This is a genomic window from Bacillus sp. CD3-5, from assembly GCF_006349665.1.
Lineage (GTDB): Bacteria > Bacillota > Bacilli > Bacillales > Bacillaceae_G > Bacillus_A > Bacillus_A paranthracis.
Window position 1 is genome coordinate 51,699 of record NZ_VEPX01000017.1, and the last position, 24,337, is coordinate 76,035.

Here is a 24,337-nt window from a genome sequence, read left to right on the forward strand (position 1 = left end):
ATTGAACGAATGGGGAGATGGTTACATGCAACTCATAACATTCTTACACGAATTTATTAAACATCCGAAACATACTGGTGCAATTGCGCCAAGTTCAAAAATATTAGCAAGAAAAATGGTAGATGTAATTGATTTTCATAGAGCGAAATGCATCGTAGAGTTAGGGCCTGGTACAGGGGTTTTTACGAAGGAGATTATGAAGAGAAAAAAGAAGGAAACAATATTTCTTCTTATTGAAATTAATGAAGTGTTTTGCAAAGAGCTAAAGAGAAAATATAAAGATGAGCAGAACGTCATTGTTGTACACGGTTCAGCTGAAAATATAAAGAAGTATATGGAAGAGTTCCATATAGAATGCGTGGATTACGTCTTATCGGGATTACCTTTTACCTCTTTACCAGAAGAAGTTTCAAAGCGTATTTTAAACAATGTAATGGAATCGATACAAGAAAACGGTGAATTTATTACATTTCAATATTCACTTGTGAAAAAAGGATTTATACAGCATTTCTTCCCTGAAATTACGCTAGAAAAAGTGTGGCTCAATTTCCCACCAGCTTACGTCTTTAGCTGTAAAAAAGAGCTAAGGAGAGCATATGCATAATGGAATTACATGAATTATTATCTTATATTGAACAATACGGTTATTGGGCTTTATTTTTCTGTTTATGGTTAGGTATTATCGGTATGCCAATTCCAGACGAAATGATCGTAATGAGTGGTGGCTTTGTCTCTTCACTAGGGATATTAAGTGGCATTCCTGCATTCTTATTAACATATTTAGGCGTTGTATCTGGGCTATCGCTAGGTTATATATTAGGGAAAATATTTGGTACAAAAGTACTTCATAAGCTAATGAAAAAGAAAAAGGCGAAATATCTTTTGAAATCTCAACAAATGGTAGAGAAATATGGTCATTATGCGTTAGTTACAAGTTACTTCATACCAGTTGTAAGACATATTGTACCGTATGTAGTTGGAATGAATAACATGTCATTTCGGATATATGCTTTGTATTCTTATACGACAGGATTTGTTTGGACACTCATTTATTTCGTGCTCGGTTCTTTATTCGGACAACATATTGAAAGAATTGTAGCAGTTGCGATAGAGTATGGCGTGTATTTTGGCGTAATTGTCGTTTTAATTGGCAGTTTGTTTTATGTAAAAAGAAGTGCGGTAGTTAGTAAGTAGAGGAGGCTGTTCCAAAATACATTTTGGAACAGCCTCTTTTGTTGTGCGGTTCTACTGTCAGTTTTTGTTGGTAAGTCGATATATTGAAAAAATCGTCGATATAATTTCATGTACCTAGATGTGGTGCCACGTTTCCTCTACATTAAGAAAAAGTTAAGAAACCGTACGAGTTTTTATTAAGAAATGCGCTCTATACTTAGAAATGTTCTCAAGAAAACATAATGAAAGGCGGAATATAGATGAAAAGATTTATTTTTGGATCATTACTTGTTATCGTCGCAGGAGCGGCATATTTATTAAGTGGGAGTAAGCTATTAGATCGGATGAACCCATTTCTTGATATAGAGAATCATTACGCAATTATTGATAATGATGGAAAAGAATTAGGCGGAAATAAAGGCCGTGAGTATACGGTGAAAGCTTACGATATGGATGGGAAGGAAAAAGAAGTAACGATTGATGGAGTAGGTGAATTACAAAAAGGTTCGTATTGGCACGTGCTTACAAGAGGAAAGGTTTTACATGACAAAGTGCAAGTAAAGATAGATAAACTGCCTGATGGTGCAAAGGCAAAGTTAGGATTGTAAATATAAACCCGATTCTTGATGAGAGAATCGGGTTTATTATTTTATGGTAAAATTTAGAGGGGAGGAGTGAGAGGTATGCTACTCGTTATTAGTCTTATATTAATTGGGATTATGTGCAGTATGAGGGTAGTATCTTTACATATGATAGAACGACAAAAGATAGAAGAACGATACGTATATTGTCCAAAATGTGATACGAAAATTAGAAAAGGAAATTCTGCACCTTTTTGTTCGAGATGTAATTTAATCTTTTAAAGAAGTTAAAAAGGCAACAATGAACTTAGCTTCATCAATTTATTAAATATTTGAAAGCCTGCAGTGGAACAACTGCAGGCTTTTTTATGATTATTGAACTTCTTTTTAAGAAAACATTAAGAAACCCTAGCACTATTTATTAAGAAAATGTATCTATACTGAATTGAATTCTGTTGCTTAAAGAGAACATAGTGAAAATTATGTTCTCTTTCGCCTTTTTATCATTATTTATTTTCTAAAATTCGTTCAATATCATGTACACTTAATTTACTTGCCTTAGCAATCGTTTCAAGTGGTATACCAAGGGCATACATACTTTTAATCATTTGAATTTTTCCCTGTTGAACTCCTTCTTTTCGCCCTTGTTCAATACCTTGTTCAAGTCCTTTTTTCATTCCTTGTTCCATTCCTCTTTTTATTCCTTCTGTCTCTGCATGGGCGAATTTTGCGGCTTCATCCATTAAAACTTTCTCCCTTGCGTCATAGGCTTGTCGGAAAGAGGAATCTTGACTCATACGTTCCCACTTGTTTATTGCTTTTTGTAAAATAGGGTCTTGGTTCATAGCAATATCCTCCAATAGTTTAGTTAAGTGTTCATCCTCATTTGCTGAAAGCAATAAAAGCCAACGAACAAATGGATCTTTCCACGGGTTTACTTTTTCTTCATGCCATTGTTCTGTTAACTTTTGAATTTCTACAATGTGAATCTCTATGTCATCACTCAAGAGTTTCTGTTGTTGTGTATTCCATAATGTACCCGTTGTATGAAATTCTTTGTGATCTAAAAACATTATGAAGTTCAATAAATTAATGGTGATGGTTTTACGAAGTGCACTGTAGGGCATACCTTTTTGTAACTGAGATGTGTATAATTTTCCCCAATAATATAAACTGCGTTTCATCATATCGTGATTATTATTAAGCTGTATTTCTACATTTACTTTTGTCCCGGTGTCTAATGTTGCTGAAATGTCTAGAATTGATAATTTATCATTTGCGTGTTCTCGGTGTAAATGTGGATCTTCTAATTGTAGAGAAGCAATAGGTGACTCTAAAGATTCTTGTAACATCGCGTTTAAAAAGGCAATGAGAATATCTTCACTACCATTCGTACCAAACAATTGTTTAAATGCAAAATCAATGCGTAAATTCACTAATTGTTGGTTGAACAAAGTATGCCCTCTCCCTTATATGAAGGTGCTTCTTTTCTTAATTGTATCTAAAAATAACTAGAGGATGCAAACAAGCTATTCTTTTATTTTTTAGAAGTATTATTAGAATGTCACAGGCAAATATGGTTATGTTATACTCTAGTGAAATTGGGAAATAGCTTATGAAACCGAAGAATGGAAACATGTTGAAGACGAAAAAGTAAGTGAAAATGAATTCTTCCAATCAGTAGCTGCTGCAATAGAGAAGAAAGATCCAAGCGCTATTGTGAATAAGGATTGTAATACGCATTGGACAAATTGGGGGGAGTTTGATTATTAAAACTCATATTAAAAATTAAAGCGTAGATTAAAATCTCCTTCTAATAAAAAGACGAGCTAAAATGTTAAAATTTTAGCTCGTCTTTTTATATTTACACAACCGCAGGATTATAAATCATCGTAAAGTGTCCTTGCAACAATTCAATTTGACAAGGTGTGTGAAGTGAACTTTCTCCATCTGTATCTACTTCTTTTTCTTCCTCTGTTTCGATATGAATGGATTTCGCTTTTACGTGGAAGATGTCATTTTCGTTTGAGTCTTCAAATAGTTTCTTTCCGATGTAATCTTTAAATGCTTGAATACCTGTTGATTTGACTACGAAAATATCAAGTGTTCCGTCGTCACATTTTACGTTCGGAATAAAGGACGGGATGCCGCCAAGATATTCACCGTTTCCAACCATAACAAGGACAGCTTCGTCTTCATATACTTGTCCGTCGTACGTAATTTTTACTGGGAATGTTTCAGCATTTTTGACAGTTCGAATGGTGCTTAAGTAATAACCAATTTTACCAAGCTTTGCTTTTTCTTCTGCATCGATATTGTTTGATACTTCAGATACGAGTCCAATGCCCCAGAAGTTTAAGAAATGTTGTCCATTTGCTTTTGCAACGTCAACTGGTTTTACGTGTTCTTTTGTGATAAGTTTTGCTGCTTCTGCAATGTTTTGCGGAACGCCTAGTGTGCGAGAGAAGTCATTGCAAGTTCCGCCTGGAATGATTGCAAGTGTAGGTCTAGTTTCAAGAGGTGCTAAGCCGTTTGTGCATTCAAATACAGTGCCGTCACCACCAAAGACGATAATTAAATCTACTTTACTAGCAAACTCTTGGCAATATTTTGTTGCATCACCTTGCTTTTTCGTATGAAGGATATGTAAGTCAGGAAAAGCTGCGGCAAGAGGTGGTACGATTTTCGTTAAATTTGTATGTAAGTCGCCTTGTCCAGCTTTTGGATTTACGATGAGGAGTACTTTTTCAAATTTTGTTTTTGTCATTTTTCATCTCTCCCTGTTTTTTGTAATGGAAAGAAGGAGCTGTTCCGATGTATTTCAGAACAGCTTCTTCCTATTAATAAGGTGCTAAGATTGTCGGTTATTGTCGGTAAGGCGATATATTGAAAAATCGCTGATATAATTTGAGTTACAGTCGATATATTTTGAAAATCGCCGATATAAATTTCATGTACTATCGATTTTTTAAGTTATACGATTATTCCGTTACAACTGAAGCGATAAATGGTAAGTTACGATATTTTTCAGCACAGTCAATACCGTAGCCAACGATAAATTCGTCTGGAATTTGGAAGCCAACATATTCAGCTTTTAAGTCCACTTTGCGGCGCTCAGGTTTATCAAGTAGCGTACAGAATTTGAGTGCCTTTGGTTTATGCATAAAGAAGTGATCTTTTAAGAAGTGAAGTGTTAAACCAGAATCGATAATGTCTTCTACAACAATGACGTTTTTTCCAGTAATGTTTACATCGATATCTTTTAATAGTTTCACTTTTCCAGTTGTTTCTGTTTGATTTCCGTAGCTAGATGCAGAAATAAAGTCGATTGTTACATCGTTTTTAATGTGACGAATTAAATCAGCAGCAAATACGAAAGATCCTTTTAATACAGCGATGACTACGATTTCTTCTCCTTCAAAATCACGTTCGATTTGAAGTGCTAGTTCTTTTACTTTTTCTTGTAATTGTTCTTCAGAAATTAAAGTGTCTTTTATTTCAATATTCATTGGAGTCCTCCTACAGTGTAAAACTTGTGAACATTTCGACTGTAAAGGATAGAAAGGAAAAAGTCAAAGGAGATAGTAATTTTTTACAAATACACTAACAAAATCATCTGATGATATGATATACTAATTATATTAAGAAAACGCTTCCATAAAGGGTGATTATAATGAAGCAGAAACAGTACACAACTGTAACATTTATAAAAGCATTACTTTTAACAATTGTTCTTGGATTGTTGGCTTATATAATTGATGTACCAGCGATTCGGATTTCACTAATTGGAATGACTTTAGTATTAGGCGCAATTTCCCATGGTATGATGTCACAGCTGCAAGAAGCTGGACTTGATGATATGAAAGACCATATAGATAAGAAATAAGAGACCTTCACATAGGCATAGTGAAGGTTTTTTGTTTCTTACAAAAATGTAAGGTAGTTGTAAGGGAAATCGATAGTTGCATAGTAGTGTTTTGGATAAACTATGGGTGTAAGGTAAAAGGCAAGCATATTTTAGGTAAATTCAGTTTTAGGCACTCTATATGTGAAAAAGGAGTAGGAGGGCATGGAGAAACGTTGGACGACCTTTTCTTTGTTAGCAACTAGCAACACCGTAATGCTAGCTGGCGAGATGGATTTTTTGCACTTGTTTGATCGAGAAGACGATCATTCTTCTTCTAAATTTACAATGAAATGGAATAAATGGAGCGAAAGTTGTAGGTTGGAAGAAGAGGCCCCTAACGAAGCGCAAAAAATTATTTTGACAAACCCTATTAAAGCGTGGGTTGTTCAACGTCGTAAGTGTAACGTCAAAAATCACTTAAAGAAAACTGAGCCGAGACAATTAGTTATCGCTCCGGCCCGTTCTACTTCTAAATCACGCGAAAGTAACATGTAAATAATTGAGACACACACCCGAAAAGAGCATTGTATCATACAGTGCTCTTTTTCTTTTTTGCAAAAAAGTATTTTGTTTGAGGAAAAATTTGCTATGATTATGGAGGAATCTTACATTTTGCATTTAGTATGAAAGTATGATCGTAATAAAATTTGAAAAGGTGTGTGTATGATGAAAAAATATAGTGCAATTGCTGTAGCGAGTTTGTTAGCGACAAATCTATTAACCTTTCCTTCTAGTTCGCTAGCGGAAATTGAAAATAAAACGAGAAATAGTATAGAAGATTTCTCCTATATACAGAGCAATGAGAAAAGCGAACTGCAACAACAATTAGAAGCTGTAAAAGAACGACAAATAGAATTAGAAAAAAGAGAAGAAATTTTAAAACAGCAGAAAGGATTATTTGTTAAGGTAGATGAATTAAAACAGAAAAAAGACGAGTTACTGAAACAAGATGGTGAACATAAAGTACAACTGGAAGAAGTACAGCAGGAATTAGATGAGTTGAAAAAGCAGCAAGCAGAACTTGAAGGGAAGAACCCGTTACAAGTAAAGGATAATAATGAAGAGAAAAAAGCTGCTGAATTAAAAAAACAAGAAGAACTTGAAGAGAAGAATGCATTAGAAATAAAAGAAAATAATAGCCAAGAAGAAAAAAAACTTGAAGAATTAGAAGAACAAAAAAAGAAAGAAGAGCTAAAGAAGCAACAAGAGGAATTACGAAAACAGCAGGAAGAATTGAAGAAGCAACAGCTAGAATTGGAGCAGAAAACGAAACAAGAACTTGAATTAAAACAAAAAGAGGAACAAGCAAAACAAGAACTTGAATTAAAACAAAAAGAAGAACAGGCAAAACAAGAACTTGAGCTAAAACAAAAAGAGCAACAAACAAAACAAGAATTTGAATGGAAGCAAAAAGAAGAACAAGAAAAGAGAGAGACAGAATTAAAACAAGCTACCATTACAATGCAAGCAGCGCCGCAATCATTTCCTGACGTTCCAGGATGGGCACAAGAGTCTGTTTATTATTTAATTCATAAAAAAGTTATTTCTGGGATGCCAGATGGAACATTTTCACCAAGTAAAGTATTAAGCAGAGCTGAAGCAGCAACAATTATGGCGAAAATTTTAGAATTAGAAGTTAAAGAGGGGGAGAAACCAACTTTTACAGACTCTCAAGATCATTGGGCAACTCCTTATATTGCTGCTGTGGAAAAGGCAGGAGTCATTAAAGGGGAAGGAAATGGGAAATTTAATCCGAATGGTCAAATGACAAGAGCTGCTATGGCAACGATGTTAGTACAAGCCTATCAATTAGAGAAAAAGGTTCATGAAGAATTACCAACATTATTTCCTGATGTAAAAGATCATTGGGGTGAGAAATTCATTAATATTTTAGTTGGCATGGGTATATCAAGTGGTGTTGATGGAGGACGTTGGCAACCAGATAGATCCATTACACGTGCAGAGGCAGCACAGCTCGTCGCAGTTACAGATAAGTCTAAAGACAATGAATTGAAGATGAAGAAGATAAGCATTTCGAAAAAATTCTTTACGTATAATGGACCATCTTTATCATCTGGAATTTCAAAGGAATATGGCCCTAGGGAAGTAACAGTGTATGAAGAGCGAGATGGTGGCTGGATTAGAATTCATACGGATACTGGTTTTAAGTGGGTTTGTTTAGTTGAAAAGAAAGTGAATATGAATAAAAACTTTTTGACATATAATGAGGCATCCTTATCTTCAGGGATTTCAGGTGAGTATGCTCCGCAAAGTGTAACGGTTATTGAAGAAAGAGAAGGAAATTGGATTAAAGTTTATACGGCCTTAGGCTATAAGTGGGTCTGCTTAATAGACAAAAAAGTTCAGATTGATAGAGACTTTACTACTTATGATGCTCCTTTCAGGTCTGCGAATATACTAGATTATTATGGGCCTCAAGCAGTAACGGTTGTAGAGGAAAGAGGAACTTGGCTTCGTATACGTACATATGCAGGCTATCAATGGTTGGATACGAAAAAAGAAGCGAAGTATTTATCTAAAGTGTTCTTTGCTTATGATAGTCCAAGTTTTGTATCTCGTGTATCAGGAAGGTATGCACCACAGACAGTCGAGGTTTATGGTGAGAGAGACGGTGGTTGGATTCAAATTCAAACTAGTAATGGATTAAAGTGGGTTAATGAAGGAAATATTAATCGTAGTCAAGTTATATTGAACGTACCGTCACTGTATCAATTCCCAGAATTGCATAATGGCTGTGAAGTCGTTTCTTTACAAATGCTTGTAGAACATCAAATTGGTCGCTCGTTAAATAAAGTAGCATTTGCTTTTGAAATGCCTTTTGATCAAACGAAATTAAAGAACTATAAAACATCATCACAAATTTGGGGAGATCCAGATGTAGGGTTTGTAGGTGATGTGACAGGAAATACGCCAGGATATTCTATTAATCCCGAACCACTAAAACGTTTGTTAGATAAATATGCAAGAGGAACGAATTTAACTGGAAATGATCTTTCTGTTTTGGAAGACTATGTGAGAAATGGAAAACCAGTAGTAACGTGGGTGACTGTCGCTTTAAATAATCCAAGACCAATTACAACGTGGAAAACACTAGGTGGAAAGACAATTTCTGCAAGAATGAATACGCATGCGGTTGTTTTAACAGGAGTGGATGATAATTACGTATACTATAATGATCCGTTCTATGGAACGAAAAATGTAAAAGTGAGTAAGAGCCGGTTTGCAAGTATTTATAATCAAATGGGCAAGAAGGCCTTAAGTGTAGATTAATTTTAAAAGGTTATCCGAAGATGATTTCGGATAACCTTTTTTACAATGAAATCTTTAAATGAAATATATTTTATCTGCATCTTATATTTATATCTCTTGTTTATTCTAGTGATACATCCGATGCGAAGTGATGTAAAACGTATAGAAGGAGAGAAATGAAATGAAAAAGAAACTATTACCAATCTGTGCAATGGCACTTTTAACAGTAGGATATTCTTCAGTAGCAAGCGCGGATACTGGAACAGTAACGAAGGAAGAAGTGGTGCAACAGCAGCAAGATAAGGCTAAAAAAGAAGAAGCAATTAAAGTACAGCAAAAAAATGAAGAAGAGAAAAAGCAAGCAGCACAAGCACAAGAAAAAAGTGACATGGCTAAAAAAGAGGAAGCGATAAAGGCGGCGCCAAAGAGTGAGGAAGAGAAAAAGAGAATTGCACAAGAACAGTTAAAAAATGATATAGCGAAAAAAGAAGCAGCGCAAGTACAACAAACAAATGCTGCAACGAAAAAAGAAGTAGCAAAGCCAGCCGTACAAGGTGAAAAATTACCAAATACAGCATCTAATCATGTAGCAATGATGGCACTAAGTGCATGTCTTGTAGGGATAGGGACATTATTTGGTTTGAATCGTCGCAATAAAGTTAAGGCGTAATTAAAATATTGCCCTATAAAGAATGGGATAATTTCATATATTAAAAATGGTAGGTTATTCCTACCATTTTTGGCATGGAGGGATGAAACATGAAGTTACTTAATTATATCGGAATTATATTGATGGCCATCGGGCTATTTATGGGATCCTATTACGCAGTGGAATGGTATAAAGGAAAAAGTTCTGCCGGGCAATTAACGACAGAAGAAATAAAGAGCCTTAACAATATACAACATAATCAACTCCCTTATGAAACACCGGTAACTTCTCAAGTGCCTTCTTCTCAAACAGAGCATAAAGAAGGAGAAAAGGTAGCGATGTTACATATACCGAAAATAAAAAAGAAGTTTTCTATATATTGGGGAGCAGATGATGCAACGCTGAAAAAAGGGGTTGGAATGTTCGTTAGTGATGTAACGACAACGCCATCTGGAGGGGGACATACTGTACTAAGTGGGCATAGGGATACTGTATTTACAGATTTAGGAGATTTGAAAGAAAAAGACACTCTTATTTTAGAGTATGATAATAAAACTTACACATATGAAATTCAAAAAACATGGATTACTCATGCGGATGATCGTACTGTTATTATAAAAAAAGAAGAACCGATATTAACACTGACAACTTGTTACCCATTTAATTATATAGGGGATGCACCAGATAGATATATTATAGAGGCGAAGTTAACTGGCAGTTATTCAAAGTGAAATTATAGTTTCTGAAAGCGAGAGGGGGATATATAAGTTATGTCAAAAAACATTTTAATTGTTGAAGATGAAGACATATTACGTGAAATATTAAAAGACTATTTTTTAAGTGAACAATATGTAGTGTTTGAAGCAAGGGACGGGAAAGAAGCTTTAGTTGTATTTGAGGAAGAAGAGGTTGATTTAGTTATTCTTGATATTATGTTGCCGGAACTTGATGGGTGGTCCGTTTGCCGAAGAATCCGTAAAACATCTGAGGTTCCTATCATTATGCTAACGGCACGTGTTGATGAAGATGATACGTTACTTGGCTTTGAACTTGGGGCGGATGACTATGTGACGAAGCCATATAGCCCACCAATTTTATTAGCAAGAGCAAAACGGTTGTTAGAGAGTAGAAAAGTGACAAAGCAGCTTTTAGAGAATGAAGATGATACATTATCAATTCATGGTATTCATGTCCATTTTCCATCGCGTACTGTTACGGTAGATAAGACAGACATTAATTTAACTCATACAGAATTTGAAATATTAGCGTACTTGATGAAAAATCAGGGGATTGTTTTAACAAGAGAGCAACTCATTTCAAGAATTTGGGGATATGAATTTGCTGGTGACGATCGAACGGTTAATAGTCATATTCGTAATTTAAGAAATAAATTAGGAGAGAAAGCAAAGTACATTACAACTGTAGTACGAACAGGTTATAAATTTGAGGGGAATGTATGAGAAAAGGGATTGTACTAAAGTTATTTACTCTCACAACAGCATTATGTATGTTAATTTTAGCGACGATTTTTATTGGACAAACGATATTTTTTAAACAATATTACGCGAATCGGAAAGTGGAAGACATTAAAGTGAATTTAAATTCCTTTGAGAAGAATTATTTAAACTATGCAGGAAATGAAGAAGAAATTAAGCGACTGGAGCAAGACTTTTTAAGAGAAAATAATACATGGATTACGACATTAGATCAGAACGGGAATTTAAAGCATGCGGATGATTTCTATTTTGAGGTTGCATTAGAACAAAGGGCAGAGAAGAAATATGGACAAAAAAAGGTCATTATTCCTTTGTACTATCTTATGAATATAGATGAGATTGAAAGGGGAGAATTACCTACTTTTGTGGGGGGAAAAGTTTATTTTAGTGGATTAAAAAGAAATGAGCACTTTATTACATTGTATTTACAATTAACAGAAAAGAATTTAAGTTGGGCTAATAAACCATTAAGTAAGAAGCTACTTGAAAAAGAACGTAAGATAAGCGAGGATGAGCCAAAAGTTGCTCAAGACCTTATGGCTCAGGAAAGACAAAACGTTGCTGGAAATTTGAGTGATTTGGAAAAGAAGAGGGTCATTCAAAATTCTGATTTCGATATGTTTGGGAAGATTACGAAAGTTCAGCTTCCTGATGTAACAGGTCCTATAAATCCAATTTATAAAAATAGCATCTTCTTAGATAACATAAAAGAATTTCAAACTAATTTATTATTAAAAGAGAGCAAGCACATACAATATGCAATACAAACAATGGACTATGAAAAAAATGATATTAAATATAAATTATTAATCAAGCCAATAAAAGAAAAAGATGGATCAGTAGCTTATATATATGCGATGGCTTCTTTACAGCCTGTAGATGAAGCCGTACAAATGGTGCAAGATTACTACATTTACATCATTGCATTTGTAGTTGTTCTTATTTTTCTAGCGTCATTCTATTATTCAAAACAAATTGCAAAGCCTTTATTAAAAATAAATGATACGACGAAGAAAATAGCACAATTAGATTTTACAGAAAAAATACCGATTACTTCAAAAGATGAAATTGGAGATTTATCGAAAAATATTAATGTATTATCAAATAAACTACATTCCCATATTGGACAGCTAGAACAAGATATTGAAAAGGAAAGAAAATTAGAAAAGACGCGGAAAGAATTCATTTCTGGTGTTTCGCATGAACTAAAAACACCGCTCAGTATTATGAAAAGCTGTATTTCTATTTTAAAAGATGGAGTAGCTGAGCATAAAAAAGAGTATTATTTTCAAGCGATGGAGAGAGAAGTAGACAAAATGGATACATTAATTTTGGATATGCTTGAGTTAGCTAAATTTGAGTCAGGTACATATAAAATGAAAAAGGATCCATTTTATATTGATGCTGTAATTGAAGAGATATGTGAACACCTTTCTGTAGAAATAGAGAAAAAAGAACTTCGTGTTCATAAACATATAGGTCCATTTGAAGTAGTCGCAAATCAAGGACGGATTGAACAAGTCATTGTGAACTTCATTACAAATGCCATACGTTACACACCAAATAAAGAAGAGATTATTATTTCTACAATAGATGAAAAAAATCGTATAAAAGTATGTATTGAAAATAAAGGTACTCACATTGAAGAAAAGCAATTAGATAAAATTTGGGATCGTTTTTATCGCGTGGATGCAGCTCGTCAGCGTTCGCAAGGTGGAACAGGTCTTGGGCTTGCCATTTCAAAGAATATTTTAGAACTACATGATGCTGAATATGGAGTAAAGAATACAGAAGATGGTGTATTATTTTATTTCTACTTATTGAAAAAAGCGTAGATGATGCATGCTACGCTTTTTTAATTTATTTTCATATTATCTTTACCTAATCTTTATTTTTAAGCGATATAATCTGGTTAGAAAATGAGGTTATGTAAGGAGTCGATGAACCGTGCATAGCAATTGGCTAAGTATAATGGTATTTATTTTCTTTTGCGTATTTATTGTATTTTTAATTGATATTACGATATGAAAAAAAGAGCGCTTATTAAGCGCCCTTTTTGTTTGCATTTATTTGATAAGCATTGATGCTCTTGAATAAGCGTGGTGAAGTAAGAAATAAAAATATAAGTAAAACGGTACATAGAATATAGGAACCAATCATTGTACTACCATTTACGATTAATGAATATAGCACAGCTGATTGACCTTTCGGTGCATATTGTCCCCAGAAAATGATACCAGCAATAAAGTGACAGAAATAGCGAGCAAAGCTACCGATAAATGTAGCAAGGATAATATAAGCAAGGACTTTCTTACCTTCGTTTTGTTTTGAAGAAGGTTTGTCTTTACGGCTACCTAAATTTGATTGTTCTAAGTTATTTTCATTAGACGTTAAAAGTACTTTTTGAATTGGACGATAGAATAAGCCAGCAAATCCGATAAAAGCAAAGGCAATGAAGTACTCAATGAATGCTTGAACAGGTGTTAAAATGTAAGCATCTCCCACGACAATTTGTAATAGTCCCCAAACTAAACCACCTAAGAAAGCTGATTTAAAGCCCCAGCGGTATGCAATAATAAAAATAGGAATCATAGCAAATGAAATGGAACCGCCTGTTGGAAGTTTGATTGATAATGGTAAAATGTCGATGACCAGGGCGAAGGCTGCAAGAATAGCAGATTCGATCATCGCTTGTAAATTGGTGTTACGCATGTTGTCTCCCCCTAAATCCAAGTTGTACAAAAAAGAATAGATATCATAGGAGGATACGAAATACGTAAATAAAAAAGAGGTATGTATTTCGGACGTTTGCACAATCCCTGCGTTAGCATTAACTAACAGGTTCGAAGGGTCGGAACGAAGTGTTCCCTCTCAGCGGCATGGCTCCCCCAGTGATAACGAGATTCTTTATTTGCTATTGTTTATTGTAAGCGAAATGGATGAGAATGGCAAACGAATACAGTATGACAATAATTGAAATAGAATTGTAGCGAAATGTTAATAAATATGAAGCAAAAGGGTATAGTACAAGAGAAATTGGGTGTGGTATAATTTTTTTGAAAATAATTATCATTCTCTTCTGAGGGGGAAGGTTATGAGCTTAGTAGATATTAAAATTGGAGAGAAAGTGTTAGTAAAAAGTATTCAGTCTTTAGATCAGCTATTAAAGCGTAGACTAGCTGCTTTCGGTCTTGCTGAAGGAAGCGAACTTCGCCTGAAACAGAAAGCGATGTTCAAAGGTCCTTGTACATTGGAGTGTCGTGGACAGTTAATTAGTATTCGTCATTGTGACGCGAAAATGATAAAGGTGGAATTAGCGTGAATAAGGTAGCTTTGCTAGGGAATCCGAATACAGGGAAAACATCATTATTTAATGCACTTACTGGTTCTTATGAGTATGTAGGAAACTGGAGCGGTGTAACAGTAGAAAAGAAGGTTGGTAAATTAAAAGATAAGCAAGGAACATTAATTGATTTACCAGGTGTGTATGATTTAAATCCAGTTTCGCGTGATGAAGGTGTTGTAACAAACTTTCTATTAACAGAAGAATTTCAGCATATGTTAAATATTGTAGATTCTTCGCAGTTTGAACGAAATATGCATTTAACGTTGCAATTACTTGAATTTGGTAAGCCTGTTTCAATTGGTTTAAATATGATTGATGTGGCGAAGCAAAGAGGAATTGTCATTGATGTAAAACGATTATCAGAACTATTAGGTGTGACAGTCGTTCCTGTCGTTGCAAGAAGTGGAAAAGGCTGTGAAGAACTGCTTGCGACTCTTAAAGAAAATGACAAAAAAGAGAAAAAGCCATTCCATATTTCATATGGTGTACAAATGGATGAAGGAATTGGAGAAGTAATTTCTCTTTTAGAGAAAGCGAATTACGAGCATCCGAGATGGTTAGCACTTCAATTTTTAAGTAATAACGAAGTAGTAGAAAAAGAAATGAAAGCATTACCAATTTATAAGGAACTCATAGCCATTCGATCTCGCTTAGAAGGAAAACTTGATTGTACGTTAGAAGAGCACATTTACAAAACTCGTGAAGCGTATATTGAAAAGTTAAAAACAAATGTTATGAAGCATGAGAAAGAAGGAAAAATTCCTTTTTCAGAAAAAATTGATAGATTAATTACACATAAAATTTTAGGACTTCCAATCTTTTTAGCAGTTATGTTTTTTATTTTTCAGGTTACGTTTACGTGGATTGGGACACCTTTATCCGATATGTTAGATGAGTTTTTTGGTGGACAGCTTACAGATTGGGTGACAGCTGGGCTTACAAGTGTTGGAGCTTCTGATTTTATTCAAGCACTCGTTACAGAAGGTATTATTGCTGGTGTTGGTGCTGTATTAGTATTCGTTCCACAAATCTTTGCACTATTCTTTTTCATTTCATTATTAGAAGACTCAGGATATATGGCGCGAATTGCAGTTGTTATGGATCGAATTATGGAGTTCTTTGGTTTAAACGGAAAAGCGTTCATTCCGATGATTATCGGTTTTGGATGTAATGTTCCAGGTATTATGGCAGCGAGAACGATTGAACAAGAAAAAGAACGTTTACTTACAGTTCTTGTAACACCGTTTATGTCTTGTTCGGCACGTTTACCTGTATATGCATTATTTGCGGGAGTATTCTTCCCTCAAAGTCAGGCAACTGTTGTATTTTCTTTATATGTAGCAGGTATTGTTCTGGCATTACTTGTTACAAAAATTATGTCTCTTACCATTTTGAAAGCGGAAAAATCTATTTTCGTTATTGAACTACCGCCTTACCGCGTGCCACAAGCGAAAACGTTATGGCTAAGTACGTGGGAGAAAGGGAAGGGATTTGTTCGTAAAGCAGGTACATTTATCTTTGGTGGTTCTGTTGTCATTTGGCTATTAAATTATGCAGGTCCATCAGGATTTGGTGTTGATATGGGAGACAGTTTCTTAGCAATGATTGGTGGATTTATCGCACCACTATTTGCACCGCTTGGTTTTGGAACGTGGCAAGCTGCAGCTTCCCTTTTAACAGGATTTTTAGCGAAGGAAGTTGTCGTTTCTACAATGGCCATTATTTATGCAGTGAAAGAAGATGTGCTTGGAAATGTAATGGGAGCACATTATACAGCATTATCAGCTTATGCATTTATGTTCTTTATTTTATTATATGTTCCGTGTTTAGCGACGGTAGCTGTTATTAAACGTGAAACAGGATCAGCGAAATGGACGATTTTCTCAGTCGTGTATCCACTCGTAGTTGCTTATGTATTAACGCTCATTATATACCAAGTTGGATCCCTACTCGGATTCTAGAAGGAGATGTATTGTGATGATGGTCAATATTATAATTGGAGCTATCATTTTTGGTTATGCAGCATACACGTTAGTTAATTTTGTAAAGAGAAGTAAAAAAGGAAAATGCGCGGCATGTTCTTTAAATAAGTCATGTCAGTCGAATACTTGTAGTCCGGATATGGAGCAAATTGCTCATAAATAGAAAAAAGCTTTGCGAATTTCGCAAAGCTTTTTTGTTTTACTTCTTAATTTTTACAAGTTGTGATGATTCTACACCATTCTTTCCAGGGAACTCTTTACTTGGGTCTTTATCGAATTTTAATACACCTACAGATTTTTCTTCACCTTTTACATTTCCGTAAGTTGCATCATCAACAATTGCGAACATGTCGGCATATGCACGGCCACTTCCGATAATTGTGTTGCCTTCATATTTTAATTTTGCTCCATCAAGTGTAGCATTTTCTACTTTTTCTTTAGCAAATAATACACCTTGCTCTGCTGTTACAGCTGGTAATTTATCAAGTGGTTTCGTGTCGTCTTTTGCATCCACTTTGTTAAGTAATTCTTTCTTCACCAGTTCTTCACCAGTTTTCTTATCCATGACAAGAACTTTTTTACCTTCTAATGTTGTCATTTTCATTTTATAGAAGTCTTTTTCTTTCACTTCTTTTTTGTTCTTATCTGTAATTTGTTGAATTTGTTCTTCTGATCCGTACAGTACAAAACCGTTTGCTTTATCTCCTAATAAAGAACAACCTGATAATGCTCCGAATGAAATTGCTGCTGCTAATCCGATTCCTACTAATTTTTTCATGATGAATTTCTCCTTTTATATGTTTTATAGTTAATACATTTTTGTATTAGTTCTGAAATGATGAGAAGCTTGTTCGTTGCTTCTGGTATTAGTGTATAAGAAATATTGCAACGTAACTATCGAGTTAGCTTACAGTAACATTACAATAATGTAATTTAGTGAAATTGCATAAAAATAAGTTAATTCTCACAAGGATTAATGAGAATATATTAGGAATACAATGTTTTATATGGAATGTCATATTATAATGGATGTATTTTGGAAATAACATGTAAGGACATATTAGTTTTGTTATAATAAACACGTAGGCTGTAAAAATGAATATTCTTTACTGTTAAGGAAGATTTTTCAGTTTTCCAAGTAGTGAATTTGAAATATGAGGTATATTATAGGAGGAATTTAGATGTCTGTATTTAAACGATTAAGAGATTTAACAATGTCGAATGTATATTCATTAATTGAAAAAGCGGAAGACCCAGTTAAGATGACGGATCAATATTTACGCGATATGCAAGCGGATGTACAAGAAGCTGAGAAAAGTGTAGCAGCTCAAATTGCACTTGAGAAGAAATTCAAAATCTTATTTGAAGAGCAAGAAGCGCTTGTGAAAAAACGTGAAGAGCAAGCTCATATGGCTGTTCAAGCTAACAACTTAGATCTTGCGCGTCGTGCATTAGAAGAAAAACAAAATGCAGAGCAAAAGATGAATGAGTATAAAGCAAGCTATGAGCAAAACAAAGTTGCTGCTGATAATCTGCGCCTGAAGCTAGAAGAAATGCGTAAGCAATTAACTGAGCTAAAAAATAAACGTGAAACACTTGTAGCACGTGTAAATGCGGCGAAAGCACAAAAGAATATTAATCAGGCGATGTCTGGATTTGATTCAAACTCAGCAAAAGCTGGTTTAAGCCGTATGGAAGAGAAAGCTCTTCAATTAGAGGCTGAAGCAGAAGCGAGCGGTGAAGTGTATAAAAAAGAGAAATCATTAGATGATGAATTCGCAAGCTTAAACAAAAATTCTGCTGTTGACGATGAATTAGCTCGTATTATGAAGCAGTATGAGAAATAATATAGAATAGAGACAAATGAACCGACATGTCTAAATAAATTCATGTCGGTTTTCTATTACCCCGCATTAACGGGCAGTAAGACTCCCACCTTTACTTTTTGTGAAAGCAGAGAGGTGGGGGGAGATCTACTGCCCGTAAATGCCCGATTGGTTCAACTAATAATCAGCGGGGAATGAACACCTCCCCACTGATTAAAGTTTCACTTTATATTTAGAGGAGGTTTTGCAATGACATGGACAAATGTATTAGCGATGCTTGTATGGACTGGAGCGAGTGCAATACTTTTATTTGCAATTATGTGGGTTGATTCAATTTTTACTAAATACAATGATTTAAAAGAAATAAAAAATGGGAATACAGCAGTAACAACTCGTTTCGTTATGAAATTATTTGCGCAAGGGTACATTTTATCTCAATCGATAACGAAAGCAAATGACTTATGGCAAGCGCTACTTGCATCAGCAGTTTCTTTCGTTATTTTATTAGTGGTAGAAATGTTTATCGAATTTGTGTTAAAGAAAATGGCTGGTTTAGATTTAGAAGAAGGTACGAAAGAAGGCAGTGTTGCTCATGCGATGTTGGCCGGATCATTACATATTGTTGGTGCACTTATTTTAGGTGCGTGTTTATAAAGAGAGAAGGAGGGGTAGATCATGAGTTTATTTAAACGAATTAAAAATATAATGAAAAGCCCAGAACCACCGAAACCAGAGAAAAGTTTGTTAACGTTAGCTCCTGGCGATATGGTTGAAGTTTCATTAGTCATGTATGAATTAATTGGGAAAACGAGTATGCATTCTCGTAAAGAAATTGTTTTAACACTGCAAGACGGGAAAGATATTCGTTATTTAAAAATTGAAGACCGTGAAAATACGTATTACAAATTGTATACACCAATTGATGGTCGTTTAGATTCAATTGATGAAATTCCAACGACAATTGAAATGGATGATACAGAGTACCATATGGAAGAGCAATATAACGGACGGGTTGTTGTGATGGGAAAAACACCATTCTCAGCTTCAGAAGAACAGTATGTATGGGAGTTCCAATCAGATAATCGAAAATTATTGCGTATTGAATGGCAAAATGGTCGCACAATGATGTATGAGGGAGAAGCAATTATTCCTGCTGATGTACAAATTATAAGAGCAACGTAAGGGGGCGTAATCATGTCAAACCGATTGTTTACCATGATTAAATCGTTCGTGATCCCTATACTTGCTATCGTTACATTACTTGTTGTTGCTGGATATGCCTTATCAGGTTGTCAGGGCGGGCAGACAAAGTCGATTCAAGACCGTTATCCGCTTGAATCTGTCGCAAAGGAAGGTAAACAAGAATCTTACGTGTATAGGGCCGCCAATCGGTCAGTTCCTGAAGTCGCGAAGGAACTCATGAATGAAAGAGAACCGAAGCAAGCATCTAAAGAAGACGAAAATCAAATGTTCCTCGTTTATTCTGATAAGATTTATAATCTGCAAAAGGATAAAGAGAAGCCATCTGATACGTTAATTGAAATAAGTAATAAAGAGTTTGTCCGTCAAAATTACCAACCGTCCTTCCTGCAAGGATATATTATGGGTAGTATATTAAATGATATATTCGGTTCACGAAAATCATCGTACGGTGATTATCGCGGATATAATGACAGACAAAATCATAAACCAGTTATTCCAGAGAGACCGCCTACGAAAGAAGAAAAGAAAACCCCGCCTCCAATTACGAAGGAAGGGAAAGGATCTATCATTAAGCGAGGCGATAATGTAGATTCGAAATCTTCTGTAGGAGATACAGGAAGTATTACGAAAAAAGGAAACAGCACGCCTCCGCCTTCTACTGGAAGCAAAGGGAAAATTACGAAAAATCCAGGTGGTTCAAGCGGATCAGATGTGAAGCCAAAATCATCTATTAAAACGCCGCCAAGGAATACATCTCCCCCGAAAACGAGGGTCGGAGGTTCAGGAAAGATTACGAAGAGAAGATAGTGTAGAGACCGAAAAGTGAAATTTGCTTTTCGGTTTTTTTATGGAAATCAATTCCTTTTAGCTGGTACAATTAAGTTATAAGGGGGGGATAGTATGACTATGTATAAAAGATTTAGTGTAATTATGTTCCTCGTATTATTCTTAAGTTTATTCATTAGTACAACGATGAAATTTCACTTTGTAGTAGGTATTCTATGGATACTATGTACATGTACCCTTTTTCTATATGTTCCGCTACGCTTTCAACAAGAAGTGCCCGCCTTTCAAAAATATGTAGCATGGATTAAGAGAGGAAGAAGATGGGGAGAGTAAAATTATATCAGCGATTATTAAAATATATCGACTTACCGACAAAAACTGACAACAATAACAGAAGAGGGTGTGCCAGCATATTGGCACACCCTCTTCTTTCATAATGATTAATGAATATCACGTTTCTTAAAGTTACCGCCTTTTACTTCTGCTACGTCATAAACTGTAATAAAGGCGTGTGGATCGATTTCATTAATAAGTTCTTTCATTTTACTTTCTTCTAAACGGTTAATTACACAAGAAATTTCTTTGAATTTCTCTCTAGAATAACCGCCGTATACTTCGTTATATGTTGCACTTCGGCCTAAACGATCACGAATTGTTTCTACCATCAATTCAGGCTCTTTCGTAATGATTTTAAATGCTTTCGAACCACTTAAACCAACTTCAACGATATGAATCACTTTCGAAGCAATAAAGTAAGCAATTGCCGAAAGGATAGCTCCTTGAAGGCCGAATACGGTTGATACGAAAATAAATACGAACATGTTTAAGAATAAAATAAGGTCACTCGTTCCGAATGGTAACTTACGAGAAAGCAATACAGCTAGCATATCGATTCCATCTAATGCCCCGCCGTTACGTAATGCTAGTCCCATACCAAAACCGATGATAATACCACCAACAACTGTAACTAATAATGTATCGCCTTCAATAATAGCTGGTATTCCGTGCATGACAACGGTACCTATTGCTAATGAAGCAATCCCGATAATGGAATAAATCGCAAAGCTTTTACCAATTTGCTTATATCCTAACCAAACGAAAGGAATGTTAATAATTGCGATTAGAGCTCCTAATGGCAATCCAAATAATCTCGAACTAACGATACTTAAACCAGTCACACCACCGTCTGATACGTTATTTGGAATTAATACTGCTTCTAATCCGTACGCTGTGATAAATGCCCCAATAATAATCATCAAAGCTTTTGAAGCGATTTTAAGCTTATTGGGCTTGTTTTTCATAATTTTCTCCATGTAATTTCCTCGTTTCAAACTAGTTTCTTGTTTGTTACATCATTCACACCTAAATTTTATTTTAACATTTAATTTGAAAAAATTCTCCTTTAATGGATGTATGCAGGGAATATTATGACCATATTAACTTTAAAATATTTTTGAAATGAGTATAAGAAATCCCATCCTTTCAAAGGATGGGATGCTATTAAGAAATGATAAAACTAAGCACGGATAGGAATAAAGCGAAGCCTAAAATAGTTCCACATATTTTCATATGGCGCTTACGTCCCATCACAACAATTGCGACATATTCACGAATCATTGCATTAGGCCAGTAATAAAATGCAGTTTTTGATCCGATTCCTTGGCTATTAAGACCTGCTTGTCTTGCATATATACCAGCGCGGAATAGGTGGAAGTTGTTCGTTGTAAAGATACTATTATACTTACCTTCAGGCTTTAAAGAATCCATAATTTCTTTAGAGAACAACATATTTTGATATGTGTTTACAGAGCGATTTTCTTGCACTGTATGTTCAAGCGGAATTCCTTTTTCAACAGCGTACTTTTGCATCGCTTCTGCCTCTGGAAGGCCTTCATCTGGACCTTGTCCACCAGAGAAAATAATTGTTGGTGGCGTATTTACAGCGGCTTGTTTCCAGTAAAAGTCGATTGCTTTATGAATACGACTTGCAAGTAAAGGTGGTACTTTATCATTAATTAATCCGCTACCAAGAACGATAATGAAATCTTGATTACGTCTTGGTCTGTTGAATTGGTATAAAAAATACGCGCTTAAGAAGTTAGATAAGTGTATAAAGAAATACATAGTTATAAGAGATATAGCAGCAAAAATAAATTGAAAATGCTCTGAGAATAAACTTGCTGGATTTATAATAGGGAGCATTATAAAGAATAAAATCCCTAAAGCAGCAATTAAAGTTAAAGAGTTTGTGAAGCGTCTTCCTTCACGTTGCATTAAAATTTTTGCATTAAGAAATAGCCCAAACATTAAAGCGACTATAGCAAAAGGTATCATTACAATGAGCGCTAACATCGGAATAATAACGATAAAATGTAAAGAATTACTACCAGACTCATATGAGGCTATAGCGCAAAATAATAGAAATGAACAGATAAAGGCATTAAATAAAAACCCATTTATTATTTTTCGCGGATCCTTTAAGTAAGAGATAAGAAAAATAATAAACAATATAAGGGGAATAATTCCGAAATACATAAATATAGTACACCTCAATTTGTATAAGAATTTGACATACCTTTTATATTACATGATTTTATAATTGAAAATGAAAGAAAAAGGATTTTGAATTTTCTCAATAAAATATATGGATACATATGTTACAATGTATGTAAAGCGATATATTAAAAGTAAAATGGTTGAAGGGGCACTCTATGGAGTGTCTTTTCTTTTTTTGTATGTAATTATGCATATTAGATTTATTTTCAAGTGAAGAGGATTAAAATATAAGTGGTAGACATACTTTATAAAACAGAATGTAATACAAACATTTCCCTCTACTTTTTGTATCTAACAATCGTATAACAATAAATAATTCTGTTTTATAGTGTCTGTTTATGGAAGGTGCCTTCTTTGAAGGCACCTTTTTTGTTGTTTCATGTAGATACTTTTCACTGTTGATATAGTGGAAAGTATCTATACTAAACATTAGCAATCTTCCGTATAAATATTATCAATTTACTATATATTCCAGTAGTGTTAACCTACATATGAAAGGCTTTCTTTTTCAAAATATTACCCCTAATAAATTTTTGAAGAAGTCAACTGTCTCCAAAATTGCCATTCATGCTTAACAAAAAAGAATCCTGCAGGATTCTTTTTTGTGTTCGACAGAATATGACAAAATACATTTGAATAAATTGTTATATTGTTAAATGGTTATTATGGAAAGAGAAGGAGACTTAAGTATGAGATTTAAAAAATTAATTTTAACAGGTGCACTTGTTGCAACTACAGCATTTACTTCAATTGGAACAGCGGGGGCAAGCGCAGGTTTTAAAGATGTTCCAAACAATCATTGGTCTTATAAAGCAATTATGGATTTAGCAAATAAAAACGTTGTTGCTGGATACGGAAATGGGATTTTTGGATTTGGTGATAATGTAACGCGTGAGCAAGTTGCAGCTCTTATGTTCCGCCATTTAAAACCGACAGTAAAAGAACAGTATAACAATCCATATAAAGATGTTACGGATCGTTCAACTATGTTTAAAAAAGAGATTCTTGCTTTAACAGAGATGGGCGTATTCGTTGGAGATAACACAGGGAAATTCAGACCGAAAGATGCGTTAACTCGTGAAGAAATGGCACAAATTTTGACAAGAGGATTTCAATTGCAAATTAGAGGGGATCATAATTTCCCGGATGTAGATAGAAATGGATGGGCGAATCCTGCGATTACTGCAATTAAATCAAATTATATTACAGCTGGAACTGGTGACGGTACATTCGCACCTAAAATGCATGTAAGTCGTGAGCAATATGTTCAGTTCTTATATAATGCAACGTTACCACTTGAAGAAAGACCAGGAGCAAAACAACCACAGCCACAACCGAAACCGGAAGTAAAACCGGAAGTGAAACCAGATCCGAAACGTTTTGCTAACTGTAAAGAAGCAAACGATGCGGGATATTATGACATTACAAGAGATAGCCCGTATTATGGTAAGCATTTAGACCGTGATGGCGATGGAATTGCTTGTGAGAAAAAGAAAAAAGGTAAATAAGAAAAAAGCACTCAGTTTGAGTGCTTTTTTCTTATGGAAACATGCTATTTTTTT

At 34.7% G+C, this 24,337-nt stretch carries 26 protein-coding genes, 3 pseudogenes and 1 riboswitch; of the genes and pseudogenes, 22 read left to right on the forward strand and 7 right to left on the reverse strand.

Features of this window, described 5'->3' with window-relative positions:
* Nucleotides 1-25 precede the first annotated feature (25 nt).
* From FH036_RS23695 to FH036_RS23710, 4 genes are all read left to right on the forward strand, one after another.
* Nucleotides 26-604 (forward strand): class I SAM-dependent methyltransferase, encoded by a 579-nt coding sequence (locus FH036_RS23695; RefSeq protein WP_001176076.1) that lies wholly within the window; start codon nt 26-28, stop codon nt 602-604.
* Nucleotides 604-1,194 carry a DedA family protein gene (locus tag FH036_RS23700; protein WP_139896308.1) on the forward strand — a complete coding sequence of 197 codons (591 nt, stop codon included), beginning with the start codon at nt 604-606 and terminating at the stop codon, nt 1,192-1,194. The genes FH036_RS23695 and FH036_RS23700 overlap by 1 nt, the downstream gene beginning before the upstream one ends.
* A 239-nt stretch (nt 1,195-1,433) precedes the next feature.
* A complete protein-coding gene (locus tag FH036_RS23705; protein WP_000819356.1) occupies nt 1,434-1,781 on the forward strand; it encodes a YxeA family protein in 348 nt (115 codons plus the stop codon).
* 75 nt (nt 1,782-1,856) lie between these two features.
* Entirely contained in the window at nt 1,857-2,036 is a 180-nt protein-coding gene (locus tag FH036_RS23710) for a hypothetical protein (protein ID WP_139896309.1), read from the forward strand.
* Nucleotides 2,037-2,260: 224 nt separating this feature from the next.
* On the opposite strand, the gene FH036_RS23715 is transcribed toward FH036_RS23710, so the two are convergent.
* Nucleotides 2,261-3,208 carry an Rpn family recombination-promoting nuclease/putative transposase gene (locus FH036_RS23715; RefSeq protein WP_139896310.1) on the reverse strand — a complete coding sequence of 316 codons (948 nt, stop codon included), beginning with the start codon at nt 3,206-3,208 and terminating at the stop codon, nt 2,261-2,263.
* Nucleotides 3,209-3,353: 145 nt separating this feature from the next.
* Between FH036_RS23715 and FH036_RS27680 the strand changes: the two are divergent.
* Nucleotides 3,354-3,527 (forward strand): annotated as a pseudogene (locus FH036_RS27680) (DUF7003 family protein); the annotation flags it as partial.
* A 91-nt stretch (nt 3,528-3,618) separates the two neighbouring features.
* On the opposite strand, the gene FH036_RS23720 reads toward FH036_RS27680, so the two are convergent.
* Both FH036_RS23720 and hpt read right to left on the reverse strand, forming a co-directional pair.
* Nucleotides 3,619-4,521 (reverse strand): diacylglycerol/lipid kinase family protein, encoded by a 903-nt coding sequence (locus FH036_RS23720; RefSeq protein ID WP_000167907.1) that lies wholly within the window; start codon nt 4,519-4,521, stop codon nt 3,619-3,621.
* A gap of 214 nt (nt 4,522-4,735) precedes the next feature.
* Nucleotides 4,736-5,263, reverse strand: coding sequence for a hypoxanthine phosphoribosyltransferase (gene hpt / locus FH036_RS23725; RefSeq protein WP_001019304.1), 528 nt, complete (start codon nt 5,261-5,263; stop codon nt 4,736-4,738).
* A 161-nt stretch (nt 5,264-5,424) separates the two neighbouring features.
* On the opposite strand from hpt, the gene FH036_RS23730 reads away from it, so the two are divergent.
* From FH036_RS23730 to FH036_RS27690, 8 genes and pseudogenes are all read left to right on the forward strand, one after another.
* Nucleotides 5,425-5,640: a hypothetical protein gene (locus FH036_RS23730; RefSeq protein ID WP_139896318.1), complete on the forward strand. Its 216-nt coding sequence runs from the start codon at nt 5,425-5,427 to the stop codon at nt 5,638-5,640.
* A gap of 183 nt (nt 5,641-5,823) precedes the next feature.
* Nucleotides 5,824-6,156 carry a hypothetical protein gene (locus FH036_RS23735; protein ID WP_000415622.1) on the forward strand — a complete coding sequence of 111 codons (333 nt, stop codon included), beginning with the start codon at nt 5,824-5,826 and terminating at the stop codon, nt 6,154-6,156.
* A gap of 168 nt (nt 6,157-6,324) precedes the next feature.
* Entirely contained in the window at nt 6,325-8,952 is a 2,628-nt protein-coding gene (locus tag FH036_RS23740) for an S-layer homology domain-containing protein (protein ID WP_139896311.1), read from the forward strand.
* 160 nt (nt 8,953-9,112) lie between these two features.
* Nucleotides 9,113-9,601, forward strand: coding sequence for an LPXTG cell wall anchor domain-containing protein (locus FH036_RS23745; RefSeq protein ID WP_044793611.1), 489 nt, complete (start codon nt 9,113-9,115; stop codon nt 9,599-9,601).
* 89 nt (nt 9,602-9,690) lie between these two features.
* Nucleotides 9,691-10,311 carry a class D sortase gene (locus FH036_RS23750; RefSeq protein WP_139896312.1) on the forward strand — a complete coding sequence of 207 codons (621 nt, stop codon included), beginning with the start codon at nt 9,691-9,693 and terminating at the stop codon, nt 10,309-10,311.
* Between the two features lie 39 nt (nt 10,312-10,350).
* Nucleotides 10,351-11,040, forward strand: coding sequence for a response regulator transcription factor (locus FH036_RS23755; RefSeq protein WP_139896313.1), 690 nt, complete (start codon nt 10,351-10,353; stop codon nt 11,038-11,040).
* Nucleotides 11,037-11,568: pseudogene (locus FH036_RS27685) on the forward strand (two-component sensor histidine kinase); the annotation flags it as partial. The gene FH036_RS23755 and the pseudogene FH036_RS27685, both read left to right, overlap by 4 nt.
* Before the next feature lie 131 nt (nt 11,569-11,699).
* Nucleotides 11,700-12,911, forward strand: a pseudogene (locus FH036_RS27690) (sensor histidine kinase); the annotation flags it as partial.
* A 208-nt stretch (nt 12,912-13,119) separates the two neighbouring features.
* Here FH036_RS27690 and thiT read toward each other — a convergent pair.
* The gene (gene thiT / locus FH036_RS23765) at nt 13,120-13,788 is read right to left on the reverse strand and encodes an energy-coupled thiamine transporter ThiT (RefSeq protein WP_139896315.1); all 669 of its coding nucleotides are present in this window, start codon (nt 13,786-13,788) and stop codon (nt 13,120-13,122) included.
* Nucleotides 13,789-13,874: 86 nt separating this feature from the next.
* Nucleotides 13,875-13,976, reverse strand: a riboswitch (TPP riboswitch).
* A 194-nt stretch (nt 13,977-14,170) separates the two neighbouring features.
* Here thiT and FH036_RS23770 point away from each other — a divergent pair.
* From FH036_RS23770 to FH036_RS23780, 3 genes are read left to right on the forward strand one after another with little or no spacing between them, the layout of a single operon-like run.
* Complete coding sequence (locus FH036_RS23770) at nt 14,171-14,398, forward strand: FeoA family protein (RefSeq protein ID WP_000060512.1); 228 nt, start codon at nt 14,171-14,173, stop codon at nt 14,396-14,398.
* Nucleotides 14,395-16,383 (forward strand): ferrous iron transport protein B, encoded by a 1,989-nt coding sequence (feoB, locus tag FH036_RS23775; RefSeq protein WP_001044814.1) that lies wholly within the window; start codon nt 14,395-14,397, stop codon nt 16,381-16,383. The genes FH036_RS23770 and feoB overlap by 4 nt, the downstream gene beginning before the upstream one ends.
* 16 nt (nt 16,384-16,399) lie before the next feature.
* The gene (locus FH036_RS23780; protein ID WP_000989595.1) at nt 16,400-16,567 is read left to right on the forward strand and encodes a FeoB-associated Cys-rich membrane protein; all 168 of its coding nucleotides are present in this window, start codon (nt 16,400-16,402) and stop codon (nt 16,565-16,567) included.
* Between the two features lie 36 nt (nt 16,568-16,603).
* On the opposite strand, the gene FH036_RS23785 is transcribed toward FH036_RS23780, so the two are convergent.
* The gene (locus FH036_RS23785; RefSeq protein ID WP_000737463.1) at nt 16,604-17,182 is read right to left on the reverse strand and encodes a lipoprotein BA_5634 family protein; all 579 of its coding nucleotides are present in this window, start codon (nt 17,180-17,182) and stop codon (nt 16,604-16,606) included.
* A 403-nt stretch (nt 17,183-17,585) separates the two neighbouring features.
* Here FH036_RS23785 and FH036_RS23790 point away from each other — a divergent pair, with 403 nt between their 5' ends.
* The 5 genes from FH036_RS23790 to FH036_RS23810 all read left to right on the forward strand — a co-directional run bounded on the left by FH036_RS23790 (nt 17,586) and on the right by FH036_RS23810 (nt 20,552).
* The gene (locus FH036_RS23790; protein WP_000110282.1) at nt 17,586-18,251 is read left to right on the forward strand and encodes a PspA/IM30 family protein; all 666 of its coding nucleotides are present in this window, start codon (nt 17,586-17,588) and stop codon (nt 18,249-18,251) included.
* 228 nt (nt 18,252-18,479) lie between these two features.
* Entirely contained in the window at nt 18,480-18,884 is a 405-nt protein-coding gene (locus tag FH036_RS23795) for a DUF350 domain-containing protein (RefSeq protein ID WP_000220319.1), read from the forward strand.
* A gap of 21 nt (nt 18,885-18,905) precedes the next feature.
* Nucleotides 18,906-19,412: a DUF4178 domain-containing protein gene (locus tag FH036_RS23800; protein ID WP_000051759.1), complete on the forward strand. Its 507-nt coding sequence runs from the start codon at nt 18,906-18,908 to the stop codon at nt 19,410-19,412.
* Nucleotides 19,413-19,424: 12 nt separating this feature from the next.
* Nucleotides 19,425-20,240, forward strand: a complete 816-nt coding sequence (locus FH036_RS23805; RefSeq protein ID WP_000071210.1) for a DUF4247 domain-containing protein — start codon at nt 19,425-19,427, stop codon at nt 20,238-20,240.
* Between the two features lie 93 nt (nt 20,241-20,333).
* Nucleotides 20,334-20,552, forward strand: a complete 219-nt coding sequence (locus FH036_RS23810; RefSeq protein WP_000180096.1) for a hypothetical protein — start codon at nt 20,334-20,336, stop codon at nt 20,550-20,552.
* A gap of 107 nt (nt 20,553-20,659) precedes the next feature.
* Here the strand turns inward: FH036_RS23810 and FH036_RS23815 are convergent, their stop codons facing one another.
* Nucleotides 20,660-21,532, reverse strand: a complete 873-nt coding sequence (locus FH036_RS23815; RefSeq protein ID WP_000411467.1) for a YitT family protein — start codon at nt 21,530-21,532, stop codon at nt 20,660-20,662.
* Between the two features lie 187 nt (nt 21,533-21,719).
* Complete coding sequence (locus FH036_RS23820; RefSeq protein ID WP_000273523.1) at nt 21,720-22,754, reverse strand: YdcF family protein; 1,035 nt, start codon at nt 22,752-22,754, stop codon at nt 21,720-21,722.
* 710 nt (nt 22,755-23,464) lie between these two features.
* Here FH036_RS23820 and FH036_RS23825 point away from each other — a divergent pair.
* Complete coding sequence (locus FH036_RS23825; RefSeq protein ID WP_001211244.1) at nt 23,465-24,283, forward strand: S-layer homology domain-containing protein; 819 nt, start codon at nt 23,465-23,467, stop codon at nt 24,281-24,283.
* The last annotated feature ends 54 nt before the right edge of the window (nt 24,284-24,337 follow it).